The sequence below is a fragment of the Desulfovibrio sp. JY genome, assembly GCA_021730285.1.
Taxonomy (GTDB): Bacteria; Desulfobacterota; Desulfovibrionia; order Desulfovibrionales; family Desulfovibrionaceae; genus Solidesulfovibrio.
The window spans coordinates 3,017,223-3,040,747 of the sequence record CP082962.1; the positions used below are offsets into that span (position 1 = coordinate 3,017,223).

General features: G+C 66.5%; 15 protein-coding genes. 3 read left to right on the top strand and 12 right to left on the bottom strand.

Going from position 1 to position 23,525, the window contains the following annotated elements:
• Position 1: 1 nt before the first annotated feature.
• Positions 2 to 5,470, bottom strand: coding sequence for an alpha-2-macroglobulin family protein (locus tag K9F62_13445; protein ID UJX39716.1), 5,469 nt, complete (start codon positions 5,468 to 5,470; stop codon positions 2 to 4).
• 125 nt (positions 5,471 to 5,595) lie between these two features.
• Here K9F62_13445 and K9F62_13450 point away from each other — a divergent pair, with 125 nt between their 5' ends.
• On the top strand, positions 5,596 to 6,465 hold the full coding sequence (locus K9F62_13450) for a hypothetical protein (GenBank protein ID UJX39717.1): 870 nt from the start codon (positions 5,596 to 5,598) through the stop codon (positions 6,463 to 6,465).
• A gap of 347 nt (positions 6,466 to 6,812) precedes the next feature.
• Here K9F62_13450 and K9F62_13455 read toward each other — a convergent pair whose 3' ends face one another.
• From K9F62_13455 to K9F62_13505, 11 genes are all read right to left on the bottom strand, one after another.
• The gene (locus K9F62_13455) at positions 6,813 to 8,033 is read right to left on the bottom strand and encodes an oligosaccharide flippase family protein (GenBank protein UJX39718.1); all 1,221 of its coding nucleotides are present in this window, start codon (positions 8,031 to 8,033) and stop codon (positions 6,813 to 6,815) included.
• On the bottom strand, positions 8,030 to 8,650 hold the full coding sequence (locus K9F62_13460) for an HAD family hydrolase (protein ID UJX39719.1): 621 nt from the start codon (positions 8,648 to 8,650) through the stop codon (positions 8,030 to 8,032). The genes K9F62_13455 and K9F62_13460 overlap by 4 nt, the downstream gene beginning before the upstream one ends.
• Positions 8,650 to 11,655, bottom strand: a complete 3,006-nt coding sequence (locus K9F62_13465) for a glycosyltransferase family 39 protein (GenBank protein ID UJX39720.1) — start codon at positions 11,653 to 11,655, stop codon at positions 8,650 to 8,652. Before K9F62_13465 ends, K9F62_13460 begins: the two co-directional genes overlap by 1 nt.
• Positions 11,656 to 11,875: 220 nt before the next feature.
• The gene (mnmA, locus tag K9F62_13470; protein UJX39721.1) at positions 11,876 to 12,913 is read right to left on the bottom strand and encodes a tRNA 2-thiouridine(34) synthase MnmA; all 1,038 of its coding nucleotides are present in this window, start codon (positions 12,911 to 12,913) and stop codon (positions 11,876 to 11,878) included.
• A gap of 552 nt (positions 12,914 to 13,465) precedes the next feature.
• Positions 13,466 to 14,932, bottom strand: coding sequence for an Asp-tRNA(Asn)/Glu-tRNA(Gln) amidotransferase subunit GatA (gene gatA / locus K9F62_13475; GenBank protein UJX39722.1), 1,467 nt, complete (start codon positions 14,930 to 14,932; stop codon positions 13,466 to 13,468).
• A 110-nt stretch (positions 14,933 to 15,042) separates the two neighbouring features.
• The gene (gene gatC, locus K9F62_13480) at positions 15,043 to 15,327 is read right to left on the bottom strand and encodes an Asp-tRNA(Asn)/Glu-tRNA(Gln) amidotransferase subunit GatC (GenBank protein UJX39723.1); all 285 of its coding nucleotides are present in this window, start codon (positions 15,325 to 15,327) and stop codon (positions 15,043 to 15,045) included.
• An 18-nt stretch (positions 15,328 to 15,345) separates the two neighbouring features.
• Positions 15,346 to 16,878: a penicillin-binding protein activator gene (locus tag K9F62_13485; protein ID UJX39724.1), complete on the bottom strand. Its 1,533-nt coding sequence runs from the start codon at positions 16,876 to 16,878 to the stop codon at positions 15,346 to 15,348.
• Between the two features lie 129 nt (positions 16,879 to 17,007).
• The gene (gene dnaK, locus K9F62_13490; protein UJX39725.1) at positions 17,008 to 18,924 is read right to left on the bottom strand and encodes a molecular chaperone DnaK; all 1,917 of its coding nucleotides are present in this window, start codon (positions 18,922 to 18,924) and stop codon (positions 17,008 to 17,010) included.
• Positions 18,925 to 19,052: 128 nt separating this feature from the next.
• A complete protein-coding gene (locus K9F62_13495) occupies positions 19,053 to 19,589 on the bottom strand; it encodes a nucleotide exchange factor GrpE (GenBank protein UJX39726.1) in 537 nt (178 codons plus the stop codon).
• Positions 19,590 to 19,670: 81 nt separating this feature from the next.
• Complete coding sequence (hrcA, locus tag K9F62_13500) at positions 19,671 to 20,708, bottom strand: heat-inducible transcriptional repressor HrcA (protein UJX39727.1); 1,038 nt, start codon at positions 20,706 to 20,708, stop codon at positions 19,671 to 19,673.
• A gap of 173 nt (positions 20,709 to 20,881) precedes the next feature.
• Positions 20,882 to 21,580 carry a FadR family transcriptional regulator gene (locus K9F62_13505; GenBank protein ID UJX39728.1) on the bottom strand — a complete coding sequence of 233 codons (699 nt, stop codon included), beginning with the start codon at positions 21,578 to 21,580 and terminating at the stop codon, positions 20,882 to 20,884.
• Positions 21,581 to 21,835: 255 nt separating this feature from the next.
• Here K9F62_13505 and K9F62_13510 point away from each other — a divergent pair, with 255 nt between their 5' ends.
• A complete protein-coding gene (locus K9F62_13510; protein ID UJX39729.1) occupies positions 21,836 to 22,690 on the top strand; it encodes a substrate-binding domain-containing protein in 855 nt (284 codons plus the stop codon).
• Entirely contained in the window at positions 22,683 to 23,468 is a 786-nt protein-coding gene (locus K9F62_13515) for a 4Fe-4S binding protein (protein ID UJX39730.1), read from the top strand. The genes K9F62_13510 and K9F62_13515 overlap by 8 nt, the downstream gene beginning before the upstream one ends.
• The last annotated feature ends 57 nt before the right edge of the window (positions 23,469 to 23,525 follow it).

The following is a 23,525-nucleotide window of genomic DNA, read 5'->3' on the forward strand; positions in this document are numbered from 1 at the left end:
ATCATTTGGTCGGGGTGGTGACGGTGAGGCGGGACAACGCGCCGCTGGCCCGCAGTTCCGGGGCGTACATGGCCTCGGCCTGAGCCGGGGGCACGATGAAGCTGCCGGGGGTGACGGCCCGCAACAGGGCGTAATAGGCATGCCACTTGTCGTCGGGCAGGTCGGTGAAAAGGAGCGTGCGGTCGTCGCGCATGTCGAGGTAGCCCGCGTCCGTTTTTTCGTCGGCTTCCATCCAGGGCAGGCGCTCGGTGGTGGAAAGACGCGGGTTTTCCACCTCCAGCCCCGCCGGCAGCAGGTTTTCGAGCACCACGTTGGAGACCGGCCCGGCCGTGGCTCGCACGGCGAACTTGACCACGATGAGCGCGCCCTGGGGCACGGCGTCGAGGTTTACGGGCTGGCCGCTCCGGGTGAGGTAGGTCCTGTCGATGGCAAGCCCCGTGGCCTGGGGCGCGTAGGCCGCCTTGGTCGGGATGGCCCGGGTGCGCACGGAATAGGCGCAGGCCCCGGGGGTAAAGCCCTGCTTGACCACGAAGCGCAGGTCGCCGGACTGGGGCAGGCCATGCAGGCTTGCGACCTTGTTGCTGGAAAAATCCGACAGCACGCCCGTGCCGGCGTAGAGCACGCCGGAGAAGGGCGGCTTGGCCTTCTGCCTGGCGTAGAACTTGCCGAGGGCCAGCAGGGCGAAGGCGTTTTCCTGGGTGGAGGGGTACGGCTCGCCCTCGAGCAGCCGCCCCACGTCCTCGGCCAGGCTCACGATCCTCGGGTCCGCCGGCACGGCGTCGAGCAGGGCGGAGAGGAAAAGCGCCTTGTCGCGCAGCGTCGAACCCAGGTTGCCGCCGGTCTCCTTATGCTGTTCGCCGGCCGGGACGGGACCCGAAAGCAGCATGTCCGCGGTGCGCGTGTTGCCGACGGCCGCGTAGGCCGCGCCGAGAAGCCCCCGGGCCTCGGCCGGGAGCCTTTTGGCCTGGCTGTCGCGCAGGTTGTCCATGGCCCCGATGTCGGCCCGTCCAGCCTTGGCCTCAACGTAGAGGGCATAGGCGGCCAGGGTAAGCCCGGCCGGCTTGGACAGGTCCGCCTCGCGGCCGGTCTCTCCGGCGAAGGCCAGGGCCTGGGACATGACCCCCGGGTCCACCGGATAGCCGGCTCGTCCCGCCTCGGCCAGGAAGTTGGCGGCATAAAGGCTCATCCAGGCTTGCGGCTCGCTGCCGCCGGGCCACATGGAAAAGCCGCCGTTATAGAGCTGCATGCCGGTGACGCGGCGGATGGCCGACTGGACCATGGCCTGGGGCGTGGCCGACGTGAACGCGCCGGGCGCCATGCCCTGGGCCAGATCGGCGAAGTAGAGGAGCGGAAAGGCCCGGGACACGGTCTGCTCCAGGCAGCCGTACGGATAGCCGAGCAGGGCTTTCAGGTTGCCGGTGAAGCGGATGAGCGGAAAGCGGCCCACGGTGACGTCGATACGGGCCGTGCCGGGGAGAAATTCTCCGGAGGCGAGGTTCGGCACGGTCAGTTCGGCCGTTTCCAGGGCCCCGGAGCGCACGGAGGTGCGCGGCGGCAAGGGGGAGCGCACCGCGACTTGCGCCGTGTCCGCCGAGGATTCGCCCCCGCCGGAGACGGCCACGTCAAAGGCGGCCACGCCCTCGGCGTTGCCCACGGTCACGGGGAATTCCACGGTCGCCGTGCCGCCGGAGGCGATGTCCACGTTGCGGCTGGGATCGGTCACGGTGACCGGTCCGGCGGCGGTGAGGCGTATGGCGAAAGAGCCGGCCTTGCCGGTGTCGTTTCGTACCGTGACCGGAATCCTGGCCGCGTCGCCGAAGGAGAGAAAGCGCGGGAAGGACGGCAGCAGCACCAGCGGGCTTTTGACCAGCGTTTTGGCCTCTGCCCCGGCGAACCGCCGTCCCGAGATGCCGACGGCCATGAGCCGCACCTGTCCCTGGAATTCGGGGATGTCGAAGGCTACCTGGGCCTTGCCCGTGGGACCGACCGCCACCGGGCCGGACCAGTAGGCCACGGTGCGGCGGGCCGGGCTTTGGGTGCGCACGAAATTGGACAGGTCGTCCGTGCCGTCGCCGCCGCCGGCCAGCGCCTTGCCCATAAGCGGCGGCACCTCGGGCAGAAGCAGCGAGAAGGTGTCGTAGGTTTGCACCTGCAACTGGCGCTTGGCGTACAAGGCGGCGAAGGGGTCGGGCGTTTTCTGGGCGATGAGCTGCAAAATGCCTTCGTCCACGGCGGCCACGGTGACGAGGCTGCCGGGCGGGGCCGAGACTTCGGCCGTGAGCTTGCCGTTCGGGCGCATGGCCTCCGGAGCGGCGAGCGTCAGCGGCAGCCGGCCCGAGGCCCGGTCCACGAACATCGGGGCCGCGCCGTAGGCCCGCGACGGGGTGTCGGCGGTGACGTTCGCCGCCTGGCGCACCAGGGTCGCGGTCACGTACACGCCCGGCATATACGCGGCCTTGACCGGCACCTCGATCTGGCCGGTGTTGCCGGCGAGGTCGAGGATCTGCACGTCGTGCACGTCCGAACCTTCCACGGTGACCAGAAGCTTGCCGGCAAAGGGGGCGCGCACCTGGAACCGGGCGGTCTCGCCCGAGGCGTATTCGGTTTTGTCCGGGACAAGCTCCAGGCGGGCCGGATTTTCCACGGCCCAGGGCGAGTAGCCGAAGCCGCCGGCGTAGAATTCCAGCTGGGAGGTGGCCCCGGACTCGGGATCGGCCAGGGTCAGCCGGTAGCTGCCGAAGGACGGCGGCGTGAATTCCACGGCTCCCTTGCCGCCCGGGGCGTTCACGGTCTTGACGTCCACGGTCCGGGGATCGCGCACGGATTCGTACTTGAACGAGCCGTCCGGTCCCTTGCGCAGCACCGTCTGCCAGCGGTCGCGGTACAGCGTGGCCGTGAGTCCCTTGGCCGGGGTGGGCTTGCCCTCGGGGGTTACCACCACATACTCGAAACGCACGGGCTTGCCCGGGACGGTGGCGTCGCTTTTGAGGCGCTTTATGCCCGGAAACGTGGCGTAGACATGGACCGGCAGCTTGGCCATGCCCGTAACACCCCGGCCGCCGCCCTCGCGGACCCGGGCCGTGACGATGGCCGTCAGCGCCGCCGGCGGGTTCAGGTCGCCCGGCAATTCCGCCGTGTAGGAAGCCTTGCCCCCGGCGTCCAGGTTGCCGGTTTCCTCCAGAATTTCCGTGTCCTCGAAGCTGCGTTGCGGGTCGCCGAACACATAGTCGCCAAAGCCCTTGGGGGCAAAGGCCGCCTTGATCAGCCGCACCCGGGCCTCGACCGGCAGGTCGGAACCCGGCGCGCCGAAGAGGTAGCGTCCGGCCACCGTGAAGGTGAGCGGTTTGCCCGCCTGTCCCGCCTGTTCGTCGGGATTGACGGCAACGCTGATGCGGTCGGGAACGAAATCCTCCACCTGGAAGCGGTACTGGCCGATGACCGTGTCCGCGACCACCAGGTCGATGGTGTAGGCCCCGGTGAGCGTCTGGACGGGCAGGGGCTGGTGCAGGGAGATCGTGCCCTCGGCCCCGGTCACCACGGTCTTTTCGCTCAATTTGCGGCCCTGCGGGTCGCTCAGGCGCAGGGTCACGGGCATGGACGGCGGCAGGCCAAGCCGCGTGTCGCGCACCACGGCCAAGCCCTCGAGGGTCTCGCCCGGGCGGTAGATGTCGCGCTCGCCGTACACGAAGGCGGTGTAGCCGGCCTCGGGCATGACCTTGCCGGAAACGTCGAGGCCGGTGGTGTCCACCTGGAAGCGGTCGTAGAGCAGGTAGCTTCTGTCCGCGCCCTTTTGCACCATGATGAGGTAGGGCCGCTTGTCGCGAAGCGTCTTCGGGCTGATCCTGGCCCGGAAAAGCCCCTTGGCGTCGGTCGTGCCGGCGGCCAGCTCCTGGTTCTGGTAGGACAGCACCCGCACGTTGGCCCCGGCCACGGGAGCCAGCGTGGAATAGGAGGCCGTCCAGACGAGCAGGTCGCCAAGCCCCTGCTTGGCCACGATGCCGATGTCGGTCATGAGCACGTAGCGCTGGAAGCCCTGGAACTTGCCGGGCACATTGACGGCCACGCGGTAGAGGCCCGGCTCATGGCCCTGGATGTATTTCTCCAGATTGACCGGCGTGAGCACGGCGGCATTGCTTTTATAGCGCAGGGGAACGCGGCCGTTATAGATGCGGTCGCCCAGACTGCCGTTGACCGCGCCGCCGCCGGACTCGTCGTCGAAGACGGAGTAGTCCATGGAAAAAAGCGGAAACAGGTTGTTGTAATAGACGCGGTCCACGGAAAGCTCGGCCGCGTTGGTGTTGATGCTCTTGATGGCCAGATTCTTGTAGCCGTTTTTGGACAGGAAAATGCCCTGGTCCCGGAAATCCACGGACGGCTCCAGGTCGGGGATGCGCACCGTGCGGGAAACCTTCGCGTCGAGCACAGCGCCATCGGCCGCGACCAGGCCCTTGTCCACGGTCACGACGTACTCGCGTCCCGGCTCGAAGGCGCCGCTTATGACCAGATCCGCGCCGTCGGCGCTCAGGTTCGTTTCCAGCGGCGGCTCGATCCGGATGTGCCCGGCGGTCAGGTCGTTGGCCTCGACGGGCGTGGACAGGTTCAGCCGCAGGGTGGACGCGCTTTCTTCGGATTGTGCCTCGATGCGGCGCAGGCGCAGATGCGGGTCGAGCGCCACCGGGATGACGGCCACGGCTTCGGTTGCCAGCTCGATGTCGCCCTTTTGGGGCCGCAGGCCCGGCGTCACGACGATCTTGACGTCGCGCTGCTCGGCCGTCTTGATGATGGGTTCGGACACGAAGCCGATTTTCTTGCTGGTATAGGTGGTGGTCAGGGAAACGGACACGGGCTTTTTCGGATCGCGGGGATCGATCAGGGAAATGTGGTCGGCCAGGGCCTTGGGGTCGACGGCGCGATTGAAGGCCGCTTCCCCCCGGACCACGACCATGGCCCCGCCCTCGGGCGCGGGTTCCAGATGGCCCGTCAGGCGCGCCACCTCGAAGGAGCCGTAGGAGGCCTTCCAGACGTCCTGGCCGGCAAGCTCCTGGGGCGCGGCCAGAAAATCCTTGCCGGAAAAGGCGAAGGTGTAGCTTCTGGCCTGGGCGAAGCCGTCTGTGGGCGCGAAACGCAGCATGTACGGGGAAACCCAGGTCCAGGTGCCGGACAAGGGCGGCTCGACGGTTGCCGGGGCGGTCGACAGGACGGTTCCTTCCCTGGCCCCGGCCACGGGACGGTCGAACGCCACCAGCACGTAACGACCGCGTTCCGGGTCCATGCCAAGGCCGGCCACACGGACGGCGTCGTGCGCGGCCGGGGCTCCGGATGCGGGGGACTGCGCGGTCTGGCCCGGCTGCGGGGCCTTGGCCGGACCGGGCATCAGGAGGAAAAATTCCCCCAGGGCGATGCACAGGAGCACCACGATGATGGTGTTCTTCACGTTGGCGCGACGGTCGCCGGGGGTCTTTTCGTTCATGCCGTCCTCCCGTCTATCCAGTCATACCCATGCGCCGTTTTTTTTCAACCATGCGCCGGGGCACTTATTCGGTTGCAAAATAAACCCTGTCTGTTACCGAAAGCCATGCCCGCCAAGGAGGTTCCATGCGTCGCTTGCATTGCACTCTTTTGACTCTCACCCTTTTTGTCAGTGGCCTGTGCTGCGCTCCGGCCCTGGCCGTGACCGCCCAGGAATCCGGCAAGAAAACACTCTACGGAATGTTCAAGCAGACCACGGAAGGCAGCATTGTTTTTCTCGATCCGCAAGAGACCGGCGTGGTCTATCTGCCCTTCGATTCGTCCGCCAGTATGAGCGGCTCTCTCGATATCCAGGTTCAGGTCCAAGGCGAGATCCGCGATTCGTTCAATCGCAACGGCAAGACCTATCGCGTGCTGACCGTCAGTTCCATCCATCCTCTGACGGCGGAATACGGTTCCACGACAGCCCAATCCGGCCGGCACGTCGGCCTGCCCGGCGCCGAAACGGCCGATGTGCATACCTATCAGAACAAGACCTGCTACGTGTACGACCGCTACGCGGTGCTCGAAACCTTGGCGGATTATTCCGACGGCCATACGTTGCGGGTGGTCTCGCGCACGGCCGCCGACAATCCCTCGGCCGTGTGCGAAAACCTGCAAGGCACGCCACTTTTCGAGATCCCGAACGGCGGGGAATTCACCTTCGCCGGCCTGTCGGGCGACACGCTCTTCGTGGAAAACGGAAAGCCCAGCGCCCTGCACGGGCTCATGGCCGTCAACCTGGCCCGGCAAAAACAAACCCTCGACGCCACCGTCCTGCCCGGCGCGGCCGTGAACAAGGGAACCCTTCACTATACGGAAAAATTCAACGCGCTCAAATCCTGCCCGGCCGGCACCATGCCCATGCACAAGATGTCCCTCGATCTGGCCGCCGGGAAGACGCAAAGTTTGGGAAGCGGGTTTTGCAAGGCGTCGGGGGAGGGGACCCCTTTTTGAAAAAAGGGGTCCCCTCCCCCGAACCCCCTCCCTCCCCAAAAACTTTCAACGGGGTGGATAAAGGGGGTTTTTGAGACTTCCGAAAGTAGAAATCCATCCCCCTTCGCCCCGAAGGGGCGACGGCGTGGTGGCGGCGGAATTTGTCCGGGACGAGCTTGTCGCGAAGCGACATGCAGCGTCCCGGCAAATTCCGCCGCCATCTTCTCCACTCTCCGACTTCCCGCCAACCCACCGCACTCCCGCCCGACCAGAGCCGAATCGGGGGGACCGGGGGGCCCGTGGCCTCCCGGCGGGGTCTGGGGCAGAGCCCCAGCCGCCTTTGCCTTTCCCTTCGCCCAGCCTAACCGCTACTCGCCGGCCTTCGCCGCAAAGCCCTGCCTGACGAAGGACAGGGCGAGGCCGGCGCAGAGGGCGGCTTCGGTGGCGATGGTGGCCAGGGCCGCGCCTTTGGCGGCGAGGAGTGGGATCAAAAGCAGGTTGAGGCCGATGTTGAGGCCGGCGGCGGCGATGGTGACGCCGGCGTAGTAGCGTTCGCGGCCGAGGGCGACGAGGGCCTGGGTGAGGACGTAATTGGGGAGGATGAAGGGCAGGGAGGCGAGCAGCCAGGCGAGCAGGGGGATCGCTGCGGCATATTTGTGGCCGAAGGCCAGGGTGAGGATGAACGGGCCGAGGAGAAGCCCGCCGATGGTGGCGGCGGCGGCCAGGCCGATCATGACGGCGAGCATGAGGGTGAAGGAACGCTTGAAGGCCTGGGCGTCGTCCAGGGAGACGCGCAGTTTGCGGAAAAAGATGTGGGCCAGCGGCGTGGCCAGCATGATGACGCCTTCGATGAGGCGGTAGGCGGCGGCGTAGTTGCCGACCTCGGCCGGGTCCGGGGTGAGCAGGCGCAGCAGCACGATATCGCAGCGGAAGTAGATGGCCGTGGCGGCGGAGATGCACAGAAAGGCCAGACAGGGGGCGTAGATTTCGCGGCTGACGGCCAGGCGTGGCCGCACGGCCAGCGGCTTGGCAAAGGGAGTGGCCAGGGCGATGGCTTGTCCGACGAGCAGGCCGAGGAAGATGACGGTGGGGCCGGGTGACGGCACCAGCAGGGCGAGGCCGGCGCAGATGGCGGTGGCGGTGCGGGTGACGGCGCGCCAGACGGCCTCGGCGGCGAAATTGTTATGGCCCTTGAGGTGGGCGGAGACCAGGGCGGCGGCGGTGAAAAGGGCGTAGTAGAGCACGGCCGCGCCCAGGGACGAGCGCTCGCCCCGGGAAAAAAGGGGAAGCAGGCACAGGCCGAAAAGTGTCGTTGCGGCCAGATGTCCTATGGCCAGGGACATGAGCGGCGGCCGCCCCGTGGACGTTACGAGCCCGGCCTTGGCGGTTTCGCGGAAGATGAGCGTGGTGAAGCCGCCGTCCTGGAGAATGGCGAAGAGCGAGGCCAGGGTGAGGATGTAGGTGTACTGGCCGAAGCCGGCCGGTCCCAGGACGCGGCCGAGCAGGAAGGTGAGGCCCACGGAGACGGCGGCGGCGTAAAGCGTGGCCGCCCATTGGCTGGACAGGGCCTTGGCCAGGGCGCGGCTCATGGGCGGGGCGTCCCGGCCGTTTCCGCCTCGAGGAGAAAGGCCACGGCGGCGGGCAGGTCGCGGGCCAGGACATGGGGCCAGGCGGGTTGACGCTCGGCCAGGACCCAAACGTCGCCGGAAAGGTGCGGCAGCTGGAGTTTATCGGCATCCCGCCTGCCATGGCCGGTCATGACGAGGATGGTGACGGCCGCGCCGAAGGCCAGTCCGAAGGCGATGTCCGAAGCCGCGTCGCCGATCATCGCCGTGGCGGCCGGGTCGAGGCCGTGGCGGGCGGAGAGGGTCTCGAACAGGCCCGTGGCCGGCTTGCGGCAGGCGCAATTGTCGCCTGGCGCATGGGGGCAGAAGGCCGTTTCGGTAAATTTCGCGCCAAAGGGGACAAGGAGGTCCACCAGTCGCTTTTGGACAGCCTGGAAATGCGTTTGGGTATAATACCCACGGCCGATGCCGGATTGGTTGGTGACGCAAAAAAGCCGTTTCCCGGCCCGGACGAGCCGTCCCAGGGCTTCGCCGCCGCCGGGGACGAGCGCCACGCCGGCCGGGTCGCAGAGATAGTGGCGTTCCTCGATGATGGTGCCGTCCCGGTCGAGGAGCACGTCGCGAATGGCGGGCAGCGCCATCAGAAATCGTCCTGCAGGCCCGGCAGATAAGGCTGGGGCCGTGGCGAGAGGAATAGGGACAGGGACGCGCCGGCGTTGTCTTCGAGCTTGAGCGGGAAGGTCGGGGCGCTTTCGGTCAGACCGCGAAACCTGGATGCGTCGAGCACGGCCTCGATGCGCATGCGGGTCACGTCGCGCGACCAGAGCTGCGCGCCCTGGCCGGAAAGATCGAAGCGGACGAAGCCGTTGGTGATGGGGCGGCGAAAGCGCATGACCGACACGCGCCGCACCATGAGCCCCTGCCACAGGCCCGAGCGGTCGCTATGCAGGGTGTCCAGGGGCCTGAAATGGGTCCCGTCCGGGGAGAAGGACACGGTGACCGTATTTTTGCCGGCCTTGTCCGCGAACACGCGGGGATAGGACAGGATGCGCAGGGTCTTGATCGGGTAGGCGGAGCTTATGGGCACGGTGACCGAGCAAGGGCCCGGGGCCTTGCAGGACAGGCAGTCCTCGCCGTCGTTCTTGCGGATGTTCCAGGCCAGCGGAAAGGCGGCCAGGGCTTCCTTTTCCCGGGCGAAGCTCGGCTCGAAGCGCAGTACGCCGACGCCGTCCGTGCCGAGGAGCAGGGTCGTCGGCGGCGGGGCCAGCACCGGCACGGCAAGCTCCGTGTCGCCGATGCGCAGCCTGGGGCGGTTGAGCGCGCCGGAGAGCTTGATGGCCGGAACGTTGCGGGGCGGCGTTTCGCCCAGGCGGGCCGTGACCGGAACATTTTGCGCCAGGGCGACGAAGGGATCGGTCAGGTCCGGATCGTAAAAAAGATAGGCCGGTTCACCGTTTTCGCCGGGGATGGCAAACACGGGCTCGATGCCGGGATGGGCGGCCAGAAACGGGGCCAGGGCGCTTGCGGGATTGGCCGGGCCCTGGGGAATGTCCGGACCGGCTGGGAAAACGTAGAGTGCGTCGGCATCGACGAGGGGCTCCCCGGGATGCCACGTGGCCAGGGCGTTATGCCCGGCGGCGCGAAGAAGCGCGGCTTCGGCCGGGCCGGGACCGGTCGGCCGACCAGCCATGGTGGCGCTCGCCTCGATGCGGATGGCCTCGATGATGCCGGGGTTGGCCACCGGGCCGTAATCCAGGCGCAGGCGGACCTTTTCGGTGCCCGGATCGATGGCCGGCAGGTCATAGGTTTTGGTGATGAAGCGGCGCTTTTCATGATTGGGGGCGATCAGCTTGCCGTCCGGGCCGAGAAAGTCCTTGCCGGTCACCGTGCCGATTTCCGTAAAGGGCGCGTCGCCGACGGCCACGGACACGCCGATGCGCGAATCCGACGGCACGCCTTCAAGGAACGTGGCCGAGAACATCAGCGACAGCTTCGCGGCGGTAATGCGTGTTCCGGCGGCGGCCTGGAAGGTATAGGTCGCATGGCCGGGCTTTTCGTAATCATAGTGGGACAGGGTGTGGTAGCGGCTTTCGGGGCCGAGGTTCACCGCTTCGTCGCAGTCGGCGTAGAAGTTGTAGGTGGTGAAGTCCTCGACGAAGCGCGCCGCGCCTTTCGCGTCCGGGTAGAGCACCACCGGGGCCGTGCTGACAAGGCCGATGGCCGAGACCGTGGTATCCTGGATGGTGATGCGCTTGTGCGGGAAGAAGGGCGTTTGGGGCGGCGTCAGATCGCTTTGGATCAGATGATACGTGCGCTTGTAGCCCTGCGGCGTATAATGGGAAAGGTTTTCAAAGACGTGGGGCAGGTACCAGTCGGCAATGAGCTTGGGATTGCGGTTGCTCTGGTAGAACAGGTAGCGCACGTCGTTCTTGTTCCAGGCGAGATAATCGGCCAGTTCCTTGGAATAGGACGTTTCGCGGCGATAGTAGATCCCGAGCGAGCGCAGGTTGGGGATGTTGACGACAACGCACAGGCAGATGCCGACCAGGGGCACGGCCCAGGCGGTGCTTTTTTCGGACAGGTCCAGATGGGCGGCGATGCGATCGAGGAGTACGGCCATGGCCAGCCCGGCCATGGCCATGAGCAGGTAATAGGCGTTGAAGACGTAGCGGGAGCTGATTTCGAGCTGGGTGCCGGCGACGAGAAAGGCCACCACCGGCATGAAGGCAAAGGCCCCGAGCAGCACCAGCCCGTCGCGGTAGCGGCGTCTGGCGGCGATGACGCAGCCGGCCAGTCCCAGCAAGGCCAGGGGCAGCCAGGGCAGGCCGTGGCGTTCGGCCGCGTAGGCCCCGAATTCCGTCAGCACGGTGAGGGGGAAATCGGCCGGGATGCCGGGGGAAACGCCTTTGGACCGCAGCAATGTGAAGATGTTGCGATAGGCCGGAATCCACGGCAGGTAGCACAGCCCGACCACGGCCACGGCGGCCAACAGGGCCAGTCCTTTCTTGATCGCTGTCCGCAGCGGCAAGTCCTTTTTCGCCAGCCGGCCGCCCAGGAACCATACCGTGAACACGCCCTCGGCCGCGATGTTGGAGCTGGCCATGTAGGACGTGTAGCACATGGCCATGGTGACCAGGGCGTAGGCGACGTAGCGGAGAGCGCCGCCGCGCGAAAGCGCCCGGTAGAGCGCCCAAAGCGACAGCAGGGCCAGCAGCATGAAGAGGCTGTAGGGCCGCAGTTCCCGGGAATAATGAAGCTGGTAGACGGAAAAGGTGGTGAGCCCGGCGGCGAAAAGCCCGGCCCGGCGCGACAGGATTTCGCTGATCAGCCCGTAGAGCACGGCGATGGAGGCCGTGCCGCTGGCGACGCTCAAAAGTCGCAGCACGGCATCGTCATGGCTGACGGAGAGCACGAAGTGGGTGATCAGATGATAGAGCGGCGGGAAGAACTCGCCGCCGATGTCCGACGGGCCGACCACGGTCAGGATGTGGAGCATGCGGCCGATGGAAAGCTGGGAGATGCCGAGCGTGATGAATTCGTCCCACCACAGCGAGGGTTCGCCGAGATAGGCCAGACGCAAGACCGCCCCGGCCAGGAGCAGCAGGACGAGCAGCAGGGGATACAGACGACGGGCGGTGGTTGGCATACGGAAGGTTCCTGATCCCGAAACGCCGGGACCAACGCCATTTAGCCAAGCTTTCCGGGGAAGACAAGGCCGGGGGGAGGACTTGCCGCCCGCGCCGGTCAGGTTTTGCCCCTCTCCGGTACCGTCCCCTGCCCTATGAGAAGTTTTTGATAGGGGTCCCGGGGGAAACTTTTTTCAAAAAGTTTCCCCCGGGCCGCCGGAGGCTCCCCTCTTCCTTTGCCTACGCTACAATAACGCCGCCGGCGAGCACGCGGCCCGCCGCATCGTACAGGGTGGCCACCTGCCCGGGGGTGGGGCGGGGGAGCGGTGCTTCGAACACGATGTCCAGACTGCCGTCCGCCGCGATTACGGCCCGGGCCGGACGCGGGGCCATGCGGTAGCAGGTCTGCCCCAGGACCGTTTCCGGCCAGCGCTCCGGCGGGACGAGCACGTTGACCTCCCGGGCGCGGCAGGATGTGGCCAGGAGGTCCTTTTTCGGGCCGACGCGCAACGTGTTGGCGGCGGCGTCCTTGGCCAGGACGTAGAGCGGCTCGCGCCAGCCCACGCCAAGGCCCTTGCGTTGGCCGATGGTGTGCCGCCACAGACCCTGGTGCGCGCCGAGGATCGTGCCGTCCGGGAGCGCAATGGGGCCGGGGCCGGAGAGGGGAACGCCGCTTGCCTCCAGAAAGGCGCGGTAGTCGTCGCCGGGCACGAAGCAGACCTCGCGGGATTCCCGGGGCAGGGGCGGAGCCAGGCCCTGGGCGGCCAAGGCCTCGGGATTGTCGACTTTTTTGCGCCGGGCCAGGGGGAAAACGGCCCGGGCCAGGGCGCTTTGCGGCACCAGGGACAGGAAATAGCTCTGGTCGCGCGTGGCGTCCGCGCCGCGAAAAAGGGCCGTGCCCTCGGCAGTGTCCGCAAGCCGGGCATAGTGGCCGGTGGCGATCTTGTCCGCGCCAAGGGAGCGCGCGGCCTCGGCCAGCAGGCCGAATTTCAGGTCGCGGTTGCAGGCGGCGCAGGGATTGGGGGTCTCGCCGGCAACGTAGGCGGCGATGAAGGGCTCGATGACGCGGGCCCGGAAAGCCTTCGACAGGTCGAGGGCCTGGAAGGGGACGCCGATGGCCGCGCATTGGGCGGTAATGGCCGCCGCGAGAGCTGTTTGTTTGTCGTCCGGGGGCAGAAAATGGGCGTGGATCGCGAAGACCTCATGCCCTTCGGCGTGCAGCAGGCCCAGGGCAAGGAGGCTGTCCGCGCCGCCGGAAACGGCTACGGCTATGCGCATGAAAATCCTCCGGCTGGTTGGGTGGGGGGCAGGGGGCAGGGCGGCCGCGCGCGGCGCATATTTGAAGAATACGCCTTGGCGTCCGTCCTGCCCCCTGCCCCCCCTGGCGATCCGATTCATACCTGGGGAAAAAACATCCTTTCGGCTCTTGGGTATGGCCGAGAAGGATCATTTCACTGTACAGGGGGATTTATTGTGCTGTCCGACTGTCTGACTGTCTGCGTCCCTGGCTGACCGGCCGGCGTGGGGGCAGGGCAGCCGCGTGCGGCGCATATTTGAAGAATACGCCTTCGCGCCTGCTCTGCCCCCACGCCGGCCATGGCCACGCGTTTCAAGTCCGGAAGTAATGGTGGTTCGTTCCCGCATGATCGGACCGTGAAGGTCGCGTTATACAAGGGCAACGAGTCGCTCGTTTCTTACAGGCCTACCTTCTGAACATCACGGTCGCGGTGAAGTGAACACACCCACCCCGCCGAAAGTTTTTGAAGGGGGTCCAGGGGGAAACTTTTTTCAAAAAGTTTCCCCCTGGACGCCGGAGGCAATCGCTTACAATTACAATCCCGCCGGTTCGGGCAGTCCCGGCAAGGCGTCGCCGAGGACCTTGGCCGTGCGCAAGATGGTTGTTTCGTCGAAGGCCGGGCCGAAGAGCTGCATGCCGATGGGCATGTTCGAGTCCTTGCCGAGACCCACGGGCATGGAGAGTCCGGGCAGGCCGGCAAGGTTCAAGGAAATCGTAAAGATGTCGCTCAAGTACATCTTGAGTGGGTCGCCGGACATCTGGCCGATGGGGAAGGCGGCGAAGGGCGAGGTCGGGCCGCAGATGACGTCGCATTTGCTGAAGGCGTCGAGGAAATCCTGGCGGATGAGGCGTCGGACCTGGGCCGCCTTGCGGTAGTAGGCGTCGTAGTAGCCGGCCGAGAGCACGTAGGTGCCGATGACGATGCGGCGCTTGACTTCGTGGCCGAATCCCCGGGAGCGCGACAGTTCGTAGAGCTCTTCCAGCGACTTGGCGTCCGGGGCGCGGTAGCCGTAGCGCACGCCGTCGAACCGGGCCAGGTTGGAGGAGGCTTCGGCCATGGCCACGATGTAGTAGGTGGCCACGGCGTAGGGGGTGTGGGGCAGGGAGACGGGCACGACGTTGGCGCCGAGTTTTTGGGCCGTATCCACGGCCGACTGGCAGGCGGCGCGCACTTCCTCGTCCACACCGTCGCCCCAGTATTCGTCCGGCAGGCCGATGGTGAGGCCGGAGAGATCTTTGGCGTCGGCGATGGCGGCCTCGAAATCCGGGACCTCACGCGGGGCGGAGGTGGAATCCCGGGGATCGTGGCCGGAAATGACGGTGAGCATGGCGGCGGCGTCGGCGGCATTGCGGGCCAGGGGGCCGATCTGGTCGAGGCTCGAGCCGTAGGCGACCAGTCCGTAGCGCGACACGCGGCCGTAGGTGGGCTTTATGCCCAGCGTCCCGCAAAAGGCGGCGGGCTGGCGGATGGAGCCGCCGGTGTCGGTGCCGAGCGCCGCGAAGCATTGGCCGGAGGCCACGGCGGCGGCCGATCCGCCGCTCGATCCGCCGGGGACGCGGGAGGTGTCCCAGGGGTTGGCCGTGACCTTGAAAGCGGAATTTTCCGTGGAGGATCCCATGGCGAACTCGTCCATGTTGGCCTTGCCGAGGATGATCGCGCCGGCGTCCCGCAGCTTGGCAATGCAGGCGGCATCGTAGAAGGGAACGAAATTTTCCAGGATCTTGGAGGCGCAGGTGGTGGGGGCGTCGGCCACGCAGATGGCGTCCTTGATGAGCACCGGCACGCCCCACAGGCGTTTGCCGGTGTCCGGACCGGCGGCGTCCATGGTCTTGGCCTGCTCCTGGGCGGCCTCGGCGGTGAGGGTGAGGACGGCCTTGATCCTGGGCTCGGTGGCTTCGATGCGGCCCAGGCAGGCGGCGACGGCTTCCTCGGCCTTGATTTCCCCGGCGGCCAGTTTGTCGCGGACTCCGGTCAGGGACAGACGGCAAATCTCGGACATGACAAATCCTTTATGCGCGTACCCCCTTTCCCCTTGATGGGGGGACCGGGGGGCCCTTGGCCCCTCGGCGGGGTGCGGGGCAGCGCCCCGCTTTCTGTATCTTTTTTTCTTTACACAATCTTCGGCACGACGAAGAACTGGCCGTCGGTGGCCGGCGCGTTGGCCAGCACCTTGTCGCGGGGGCAGGTCTTTTGCGCCTTGTCCTCGCGCAGGGGCGTCGCGTGCAGCACCGGGCTGTAAAGCGGCTCCACGCCTTCGGTATCCACCGCGCCAAGGGTGTCCATGTAGGCCAGGATGTCTTCCATCTGGCCGGCGAATCCGGCCAGGGCCTCCTCGTCGAAACGAAGCCTCGCCAGTTTGGCCACCTTGGCCGCTTCTTCCGGGCTGATCTTCATACCTCGAACTCCCTTGGGTCAGGAGACCGACATGACCTGCTGGTGGGCCGGGACCGGCTCCAGCGGGGCGGGTTGTTGCTGTTGCGGCTTGGGCGCGGCCGGCTGCTGTTGTGGCTGCGCGGGCTGGACCGTGGCCGGGCTGGCCGGCTGTTGTTGGGCCGGCTGTTGTTGGGCCGGTGGGGTCGCAACGGGCGCGCCCGGCTGGGCGGCCGGCGCGGGATTGGGCGAATAGGACTGCTCGGTTTCGGGGGCCGGATTTTCCAGGGCCTTTTGCCTGATGGCGTTGAGGCGCTGGCGGAATCCCTCGGGATCGAGCAGCACCGGCCCGGCCACCGACGGACGGAAGAGATACATGGCCACATGGGCCCGGCCGTCCGGTCCATAGGACAGGGGGGCCATGCTGAAGTCCATGCCCTTGGCGGCCTGGGCGAGGCGGGAGCTGACGTCCTGGGGCGGCGTGCCCTGGGGCAGGCGTCCCAGGCGGGCGGCGAACCGGGTGAAGTCGTAGCCGAGGGCCTCCCACATGTCGGGATGGTCGTCGCCGGCGGCGCGCATGGCCGCGAGGAGGTCCTGGGTGGCCTTGCCCTGGCTCTCGGGCCACCAGGCCCCGGGGCACACGGCCAGACGGTAGTTGTTGATGTTGATCGGCGTCTTGTTGGCGGCCGCGCGGTAGAGCGCCTCGGTCCACAGCTGCGGGCCGAGAATGAGCAGGTCGTCGACCTTGTTGCGGAAGAAATTGGCCAGCACCTTGTCCGCCCGGGCCCAGTCGTCGGGGATGAACACGGCCCCGAAACCGGGCCGGCCGCCGCCGGTCTTGAGCATCTCCAGCACGGTCGCATCCCAGCCGGTTGCGTCCTGGGGCGAATACACGCCCGTGGCCGTGATCTGCCCGCCCAGCTGGGACGCAGCCAGGGCGAAGGCCTCGCCCATGGACTGGCCGTAGCGGTCGCCGGGGCGCAGGATGCCGAACTGGTTGATGCCGTAATTGGTCAGCGACAGGCGCAACAGCGCGTCGATCTCATCCGCCGCGCTGGGGAAAAACCGCCAGGCGTCGATACCTTCGCGGGCATCGCCCAGGTTGGACAGAAAAGCCAGGAAAACGCGGCTTTGCAGCAATCCGGTGGATTGCAGTTCCTTAAGCGTCAAGGGGTGCATCGGCCCGCCCACCACGCCGACTTCCGGCGGCAGGTTGCGCAGGGTGTTGACCCAGTCGGGCTGGGTGGCGTCGATGACGATGACGTCCAGGGGCGTGCCGGCCGCGGCCAGCTCGTCCTGGGCCGCCTTGATGCCCTTTTGCACCTTGCCGCCGAGTTCGCGGAACGGGCCGCCGAGGGGCAGCAGCACGGCCACGGTATTCTGGCTCACAGGCGTCGGCGGCGGGGCCGGCGTCACGACCGTCGGCGTCGGCGTTGGCGCTTGCGGCGTCGGCGGCGGTGTCTTGGATCCGGAGAAAAGACCGCCGCAACCCGAAAGGGTGGTCAGGACGAGACACAATACCAACCCCGCGGCAAGGCGGGGGGAGAGGCGGATAAGTGAGGTCTTGGCGTGCATGGGCGAACCGGGGGTTTGGCGGCCGTGCCGCCGTGGCCAGAGCATGAAAAAAGCCCGACCCGTCTGGGGACGGGTCAGGCTTTCAACTACGCGTGATCGGACGCGAAAGCAAGTACGCGCCCGGCGCGACTATTTTACTTCGGTGTAATCGGCGTCGACCACGTCCTCGTCGGGACCGGCCTTGCCGGCCTGGGCTCCGCCAGCGGGACCGGCCTCGGGACCGCCGGGCTGGGCGCCGCCGGCCTGGGCCTTCTGCTGGTAGAGGGTCTCGGCCAGCTTGTGCGAGGCCTGGGACAGGTCCTCGGTGGCGCGCTTGATGGCGTCGCCGTCATCGCCCTTCAAGGTTTCCTTGACGTGGTTGAGCTTGGCCTCGATATCGCCGCGGGTGGCGGCGTCGACCTTCTCGCCGAGCTCGGCCAGGGACTTCTCGGTGGTGTAGACCAGCGTGTCGGCCTGGTTGCGCACCTCGATGAGTTCCTGCTTCTTCTTGTCGTCCTCGGCATGGGACTCGGCATCCTTGATGAGATTCTGGATGTCGGATTCGGACAGGCCCGAGGAAGCGGTGATGCGGATGGACTGCTCCTTGCCGGTGCCGGTGTCCTTGGCTGAGACGTTGACGATGCCGTTGGCGTCGATGTCGAAGGTGACTTCGATCTGCGGGATGCCGCGGGCCGCCGGCGGCAGGCCGGCCAACTCGAAGCGCCCGAGCGTCATGTTGTCGTTCGCCATGGGCCGCTCGCCCTGGAGCACGTGGATGGACACGGACGGCTGGTTGTCGGCGGCCGTGGTGAACACCTGGCTCTTGCGGGTCGGAATGGTGGTGTTGCGGTCGATCAGCTTGGTGAACACGCCGCCCAGGGTCTCGATGCCAAGGGACAGCGGGGTCACGTCGAGCAGCAGCACATCTTTCACGTCGCCGGCCAGGATGCCGCCCTGGATGGCCGCGCCCATGGCCACGACCTCGTCCGGGTTGACCGAACGGTTGGGCTCCTTGCCGAAGAACTCCTGCACGCTCTTCTGGACCAGCGGCATACGGGTCATGCCGCCGACGAGCACGACCTCGTCGATCTCGGAGGCCTTGAGGCCGGCGTCGGCCAGGGCCTTGCGGCAGGGCTCCACGGTGCGCTGGACCAGGTCGTGGACCAGGGACTCCAGCTTGCTGCGGGTGAGCTTGACCATCATGTGCTTGGGACCGGAGGCATCGGCCGTGATGAAAGGCAGATTGACCTCGGTCTCCATGGCCGTGGAAAGTTCCTTCTTGGCCTTTTCGCCGGCTTCCTTGAGGCGCTGCAGGGCCATGCGGTCCTTGGCCAGGTCGATGCCGTTTTCCTTCTTGAATTCCTCGACCAGGAAGTTGATGACGCGCTGGTCGAAGTCTTCGCCGCCGAGGAAGGTGTCGCCGTTGGTGGCGCGCACTTCGACGACGTTGTCGCCGACTTCCAGGATGGAGATATCAAAGGTGCCGCCGCCAAGGTCGAACACGGCGATCTTCTCGTTGGACTTCTTGTCGAAGCCGTAGGCGAGCGAAGCGGCCGTGGGCTCGTTGATGATGCGCTTGACCTCGAGGCCGGCGATGCGGCCCGCGTCCTTGGTGGCCTGCCGCTGGGCGTCGTTGAAGTAGGCCGGCACGGTGATGACGGCTTCGGACACGGTCTCGCCCAGGTACGCCTCGGCGTCCTTTTTGAGCTTGCCGAGGATGATGGCCGAGATCTCGGCCGGGCTGTACTTCTTGCCCTCGACCTCGATATAGGCGTCGCCGCCGTTGCCCTCGACAATCTTATAGGGGCAGTGCTCCAGCCAGCGTTTGACTTCCGGGCCGTCGAACTTGCGGCCCATCAGGCGCTTGATGGCGAAAATGGTGCGCTCGGGGTTGGTGACGGCCTGGCGTTTGGCGATCTCGCCCACCAGCCGTTCCTTGGTAAAGGCCACGATGGACGGGGTGGTGCGGCCGCCCTCGGGGTTGGTGACGCACTTCGGGTCCTTGCCCTCCATGACGTAGACGCAGGAGTTGGTGGTCCCGAGGTCGATCCCGATTATCTTACCCATGATAGCCTTTCCTCCTTGGTGGTTCCGGTATGGTCTTTCGTCCTGCGGACGGATAATTTCCTGGTGACAGGCTGCTATATAAGGCCCGTTTCATTCGAGTAAAGGGGCTTTGGCGAAAAAAAGGCGTCCTAGCCGGCGCTTTGGGCCTTGTTGACCATGACCTTGGCCGGACGCAGCAGTCGGCCGCGCAGATTGTAGCCCTTCTGGACCACCTGGGCCACCGTATCGTCGGGCAGGTCGGGGCGGGAGGCCATGCCCAGGGCCTCGTGGGTCTCGGGGCTGAACGCCTCGCCCTCGGCGCCGAATTCGGCCACGCCGTGGCGGGCCAGGATGTCGACGAAGGCCTTTCTGGTCATGTCCACGCCGATGACGAAGTCCTTGCAGGCTTCGTTGCCCCGGCCGTGGGCCAGGGCCAGGTCGAGATGGTCGAGGACGGGCAGGAGTTCCGACACCAGGGATTCGGTGGCGTATTTCTGGAACTCTTCCTTTTCCTTCAGCAGGCGTTTTTTCAAATTTTCCGCTTCGGCCAGGCTGCGCAGGCGGTGGTCGGTTTCGGCGGCCAGTTCGGCGCGCAGTTTTTCGATCTCTTCCTCCGGGGAGCCGGCGGTTGCGGCCGCATCTTCCGGAGTGGGGACTTCTTCGGGATTTTTCTGCTCAGGGGACATGCTTCCTCCAGGACGTGAGCCACCTGGGCGCGAAAAAAGGCCGGCTTGGACCGGTCGCGCCGCAAGCGGAGGCTTTTTCGGTTAAAAACGCCGGTCCAGCAGCCGGCTTAAGGTGTCGGCGGTGAAATTCACCACAGGCACCAGCTTGGCGTAATCCATGCGCAGGGGGCCGATAAGGCCGATGGCCCCGAGTGGATGGGAGCCCGCGCCGTAGGGCGCGGTGATGACGCCGACGTCGACCAGGGCGACACGGTCCAGTTCGCCGCCGATGGTTATTACCGTTCTAAGCTCGTTTGCGGTTTTGTCCAGCAGTTCAAGCAGGATCGTGCGCTCTTCGAGCACGCGCATGAGTTCGCGCAGGTGTTCGGCGTCGGTGAATCCCGGCTGGCCCAGGATGTTGGGCGTGCCGTCCACGATGACCTCGCTTGCCGCCTCGCGTTCTCCGTCGAAGGCGGAGCTGGCCAGGGTCAGCGCTTCCCGGCACAGGGCGTTGACGGTCCGCTTGGCTTCCTCGAGCTCGCGCACGAGTCTGGCCCGGACCTCGCTTACGGTCATGTCCCCGAACAGCTCGTTTAAATAATTGGCGTAGCTGACCAGGTTGTCGGCCGTGACCTCGGGGGCGGTCTCAATGACCCGGGTGCGGACAAGGCCGCCCTGGAGCACCAGCAGGACCATGACCAGGCCGGGGTTTAAAAGGGAAAAGTCGATGCGCTTGAAGCGCGCGTCGGCTTGCTTCGGCGCGATGACCATGGCCACCTGGAGCGACAGCCCGGCCAGCACGCGCGAGGCCCGGCGCAACAGGTCGCCCACCTCGAGCCCGGCCGTGGCCAGGTCGTCGGCGATGCGGCGGCGCTCACGGGCGGCCAGCGGCGAGGGACGCATGACCGTGTCGAGGTAGAAGCGGAAGGCCTTGGCTGTGGGCACCCGCCCGGCCGAGGTGTGGGGCTGGTCCAGATAGCCGGCCTCGGTCAGGTCGGCCATGATGTTGCGGATGGAGGCCGGTGACAGCCCCAGGGGGCTGATTTTGGACACGGCCCGGGAGCCGACCGGCGAGGCCGTGGCGATATAGACCTCGATGATGGTGGTCAGTACTTCCCGTTCGCGATCCAAAAGCGTCATGATGGAGCATCCCCGGTTTGGCACTCGAATCAATAGAGTGCCAAACGAGTAACAATCCGATCACGGCGTGTCAAGGGAAGACGCGCAAATGAAGATGTATCTTCCCAAAATAACAGGGTGTTTCAAAAGGGGTGCAATCCTGGACAGCGACCGGAATCCCAGGGCCGGGCGGCTTACTGGGTGGCGAGCTCCTGGGCGTCGCTGCTGGTCCGGTCCATGGCTTCCAGGGCGAAACGCACGGCCGCATCGGGGTCCTTCTCGACGATGGCGGTCAAAAGGCCCGTGTGGATGCGGTTTTGGTACTGGTTGACGCCCCGGTCGGCGATCAGCGTGTCGAGAAAGTCCTGAAAGACCATGCAGAAGCTGCGGTAGAGGTCGGCCAGAAGGCCATTGCCGCTGGCCGCGGCCACGGCGGTGTGGAAGGCGATGTCGGCGGTCACGTAGCCGTGGGCATCGCCGGCGATCAGGGCGGTCTGCTTTTTCTCCAGGCATTCGCGCATGGTCTCGATATCGGCGGCGCTGCGATTGGCGGCGGCCAGCCGGACCGTCTCCACCTCGAGGATGCGGCGCACCTCGCTTATTTCTTCGGTCTTGGCCCGGCGCAGGCGGTATTCCAGGGGTTCGTGCCCCGAGTGGCGTTCCAGGACATAGGTGCCGTCGCCCTGGCGCACTTCCAAAAGCCCGGCGCTGACCAGCACGCGCACAGCTTCGCGCACGGTGGAGCGGCCGACGCCGAGTTGGGCCATGAGCGTGGGCTCGGTGGGAATCTTCGCCCCCGGAGGGAACACACCCAGGGAAATTTTCTCCTGGATCTGCTGGATGACGAGATCGCCAAGTTTGCGGCTGCGCACGGGGGTAAGACGGGAAGGCATCGTCTGATGATCTCCTTGGATTTCGTAGAGTCTTTTCGTGACCGTTGTCAACAGGTCGGCGGCTTTGAGCCCGAAGCATCGAGCCGGCGCGGCGGGCGTGAAACGGCCCGGCCGGCGGGGAATCCCTGGGGTATCGCTGTCGTCGATACCCCAAGCGCGCTTGGATAGGAACAGGATATTGGATTGTGCCGTGTCGATGCCGTAGGCTCGCCGCTTTCTGACATCCGGTCCGGAGAGGGACCAAAGGAGGGGGCGATGCGGGAAAAATCGGATTGTCCGGGGCGGCGCACATTTCTCAAGGCTGCCGCCGTTTCCGCCTGCGGGGCGCTTTGCGGCGTCGCGCCGGCGCGGGCGGCCGGAACCGGGGAGATGCTGCGGGTCTGGTCGTGCGGCGGACTGGCCGAGGCCATGATGCCGGCCAACCTGGAGTTCGAGGCCAAGGCGGGTGCCAAGGTGGCCTATACCGGGGCCTTTGCCGCGGCGCTCGGCAAATCCCTGCTCGGCTCGGCCACCACCGACGTGTTCGCCGCCCGGGTGCTGGCCCTGGCCCAAAAGCTGCGCGCCACCGGCAAGATGGCCTGGTTCAAGCCGCTTTGCTTCACCCAGTATGTGCTGGTGACCCCGCCGGGCAACCCGGCCGGCATCAAAAGCGTCGAGGATCTGGCCCGGCCCGGGGTCAAGGTGGTGTTGGCCCCGGAAGCCTCGCCGCCCGGGGGCGCGGCTTCCCTGGCCCTGCTCAAAAAGGCCGGTGTACTGGAGGCGGCCCGGAAAAACGCCGTCACCAACGGCACCTGCGTCCAGCGCGTCATGGACGACATTCTGTCCGGGCGCGGCGACGTGTCCGTGGTCGAATTGCGCGTGACGCGGCTGCCCCAGTTTGCCGGCCGCATGGACGTCGTGCCCATCGACGAAGGGTTTTTCCCGCCGCCGCCCATGACCTTCACCGTCGGCGTCATGACCAGCGCGCCCAACAAGGCCCTGGCCGAACGGTACGCCAATTTCCTGATTTCGCCCGAAGGCCAGGCCCATTTCGAACGACAGGGATTCATCGCGGCCACGTCGGACAAGGGCCGTCAACTGGTGGAAAAATACGGGGTGCGCGATGTCTGAGCTCGCCGTTGCCGGCAAGGTTTCCTCGGTGCGGGTGCGCCTGTGGCGGCGGATCGTGCAGATCGCCGGCCTGGCGGTGCTCGGCGAATGGTCGCTTTACGGCCTGCTGCGCTGTCCGTTCGTGGTGCCTTTCGTAAGCTGCCAGAACTGTCCGGTCATCACCTGTCCGGGCCGGGTGTTTTCCACCTACTGGGGCTTTTGGCTGCTTTTGCCGCTGTCGGTCCTGGCCGTGGGCCGGGCCTTTTGCGGCTGGCTCTGCCCCGGCGGGCTGGCCGTGCAGCTTTTGGGCAAGCTCGCCCCCTTTGGCCGCAAATACGGCGGCAAGGCCCTGCGCCTGGCCGGTTACGGCAAGTACCTGGCCCTCGCCGCCTGCCTTTACATCTATTATATCATGGGCCAGCCCCGGGCCGACGTGCCGATCCGGGTGGGGGCCTTTTTCGAATCCGCCATCCTGACCTTCGACCATGCCGGCCTGCTGTGGCTGGTGCGTTCCTTTCTCGTCCTGGGCTTTTTGGCTCTGGGACTCGCCTTGGCCGGGGCCTGGTGCCGGTTCGCCTGCCCCATGGGCGGCGCGCTGGAGGCGGTCAAGGGCGTGGCGGTCTGGAAGGTCTTCAAGACCAGCGCCTGCACCGGCTGCGGCAAATGCAACCGGCTCTGCGAACTGGCCACGCGACCCGAGGAAGCCAACTGCACCAACTGCGGCGACTGCCTGGGCGTGTGCCCCGTCGACGCTATCGGCTTCGGCCGCAAGCCGAAGGAAGAGGGGAGGAAGGGGTAGCTTTTAAGGAGAGGGAAGATGCGAGAGGGGAAACCCTTTAAAAAGGGTTCTCCCCTC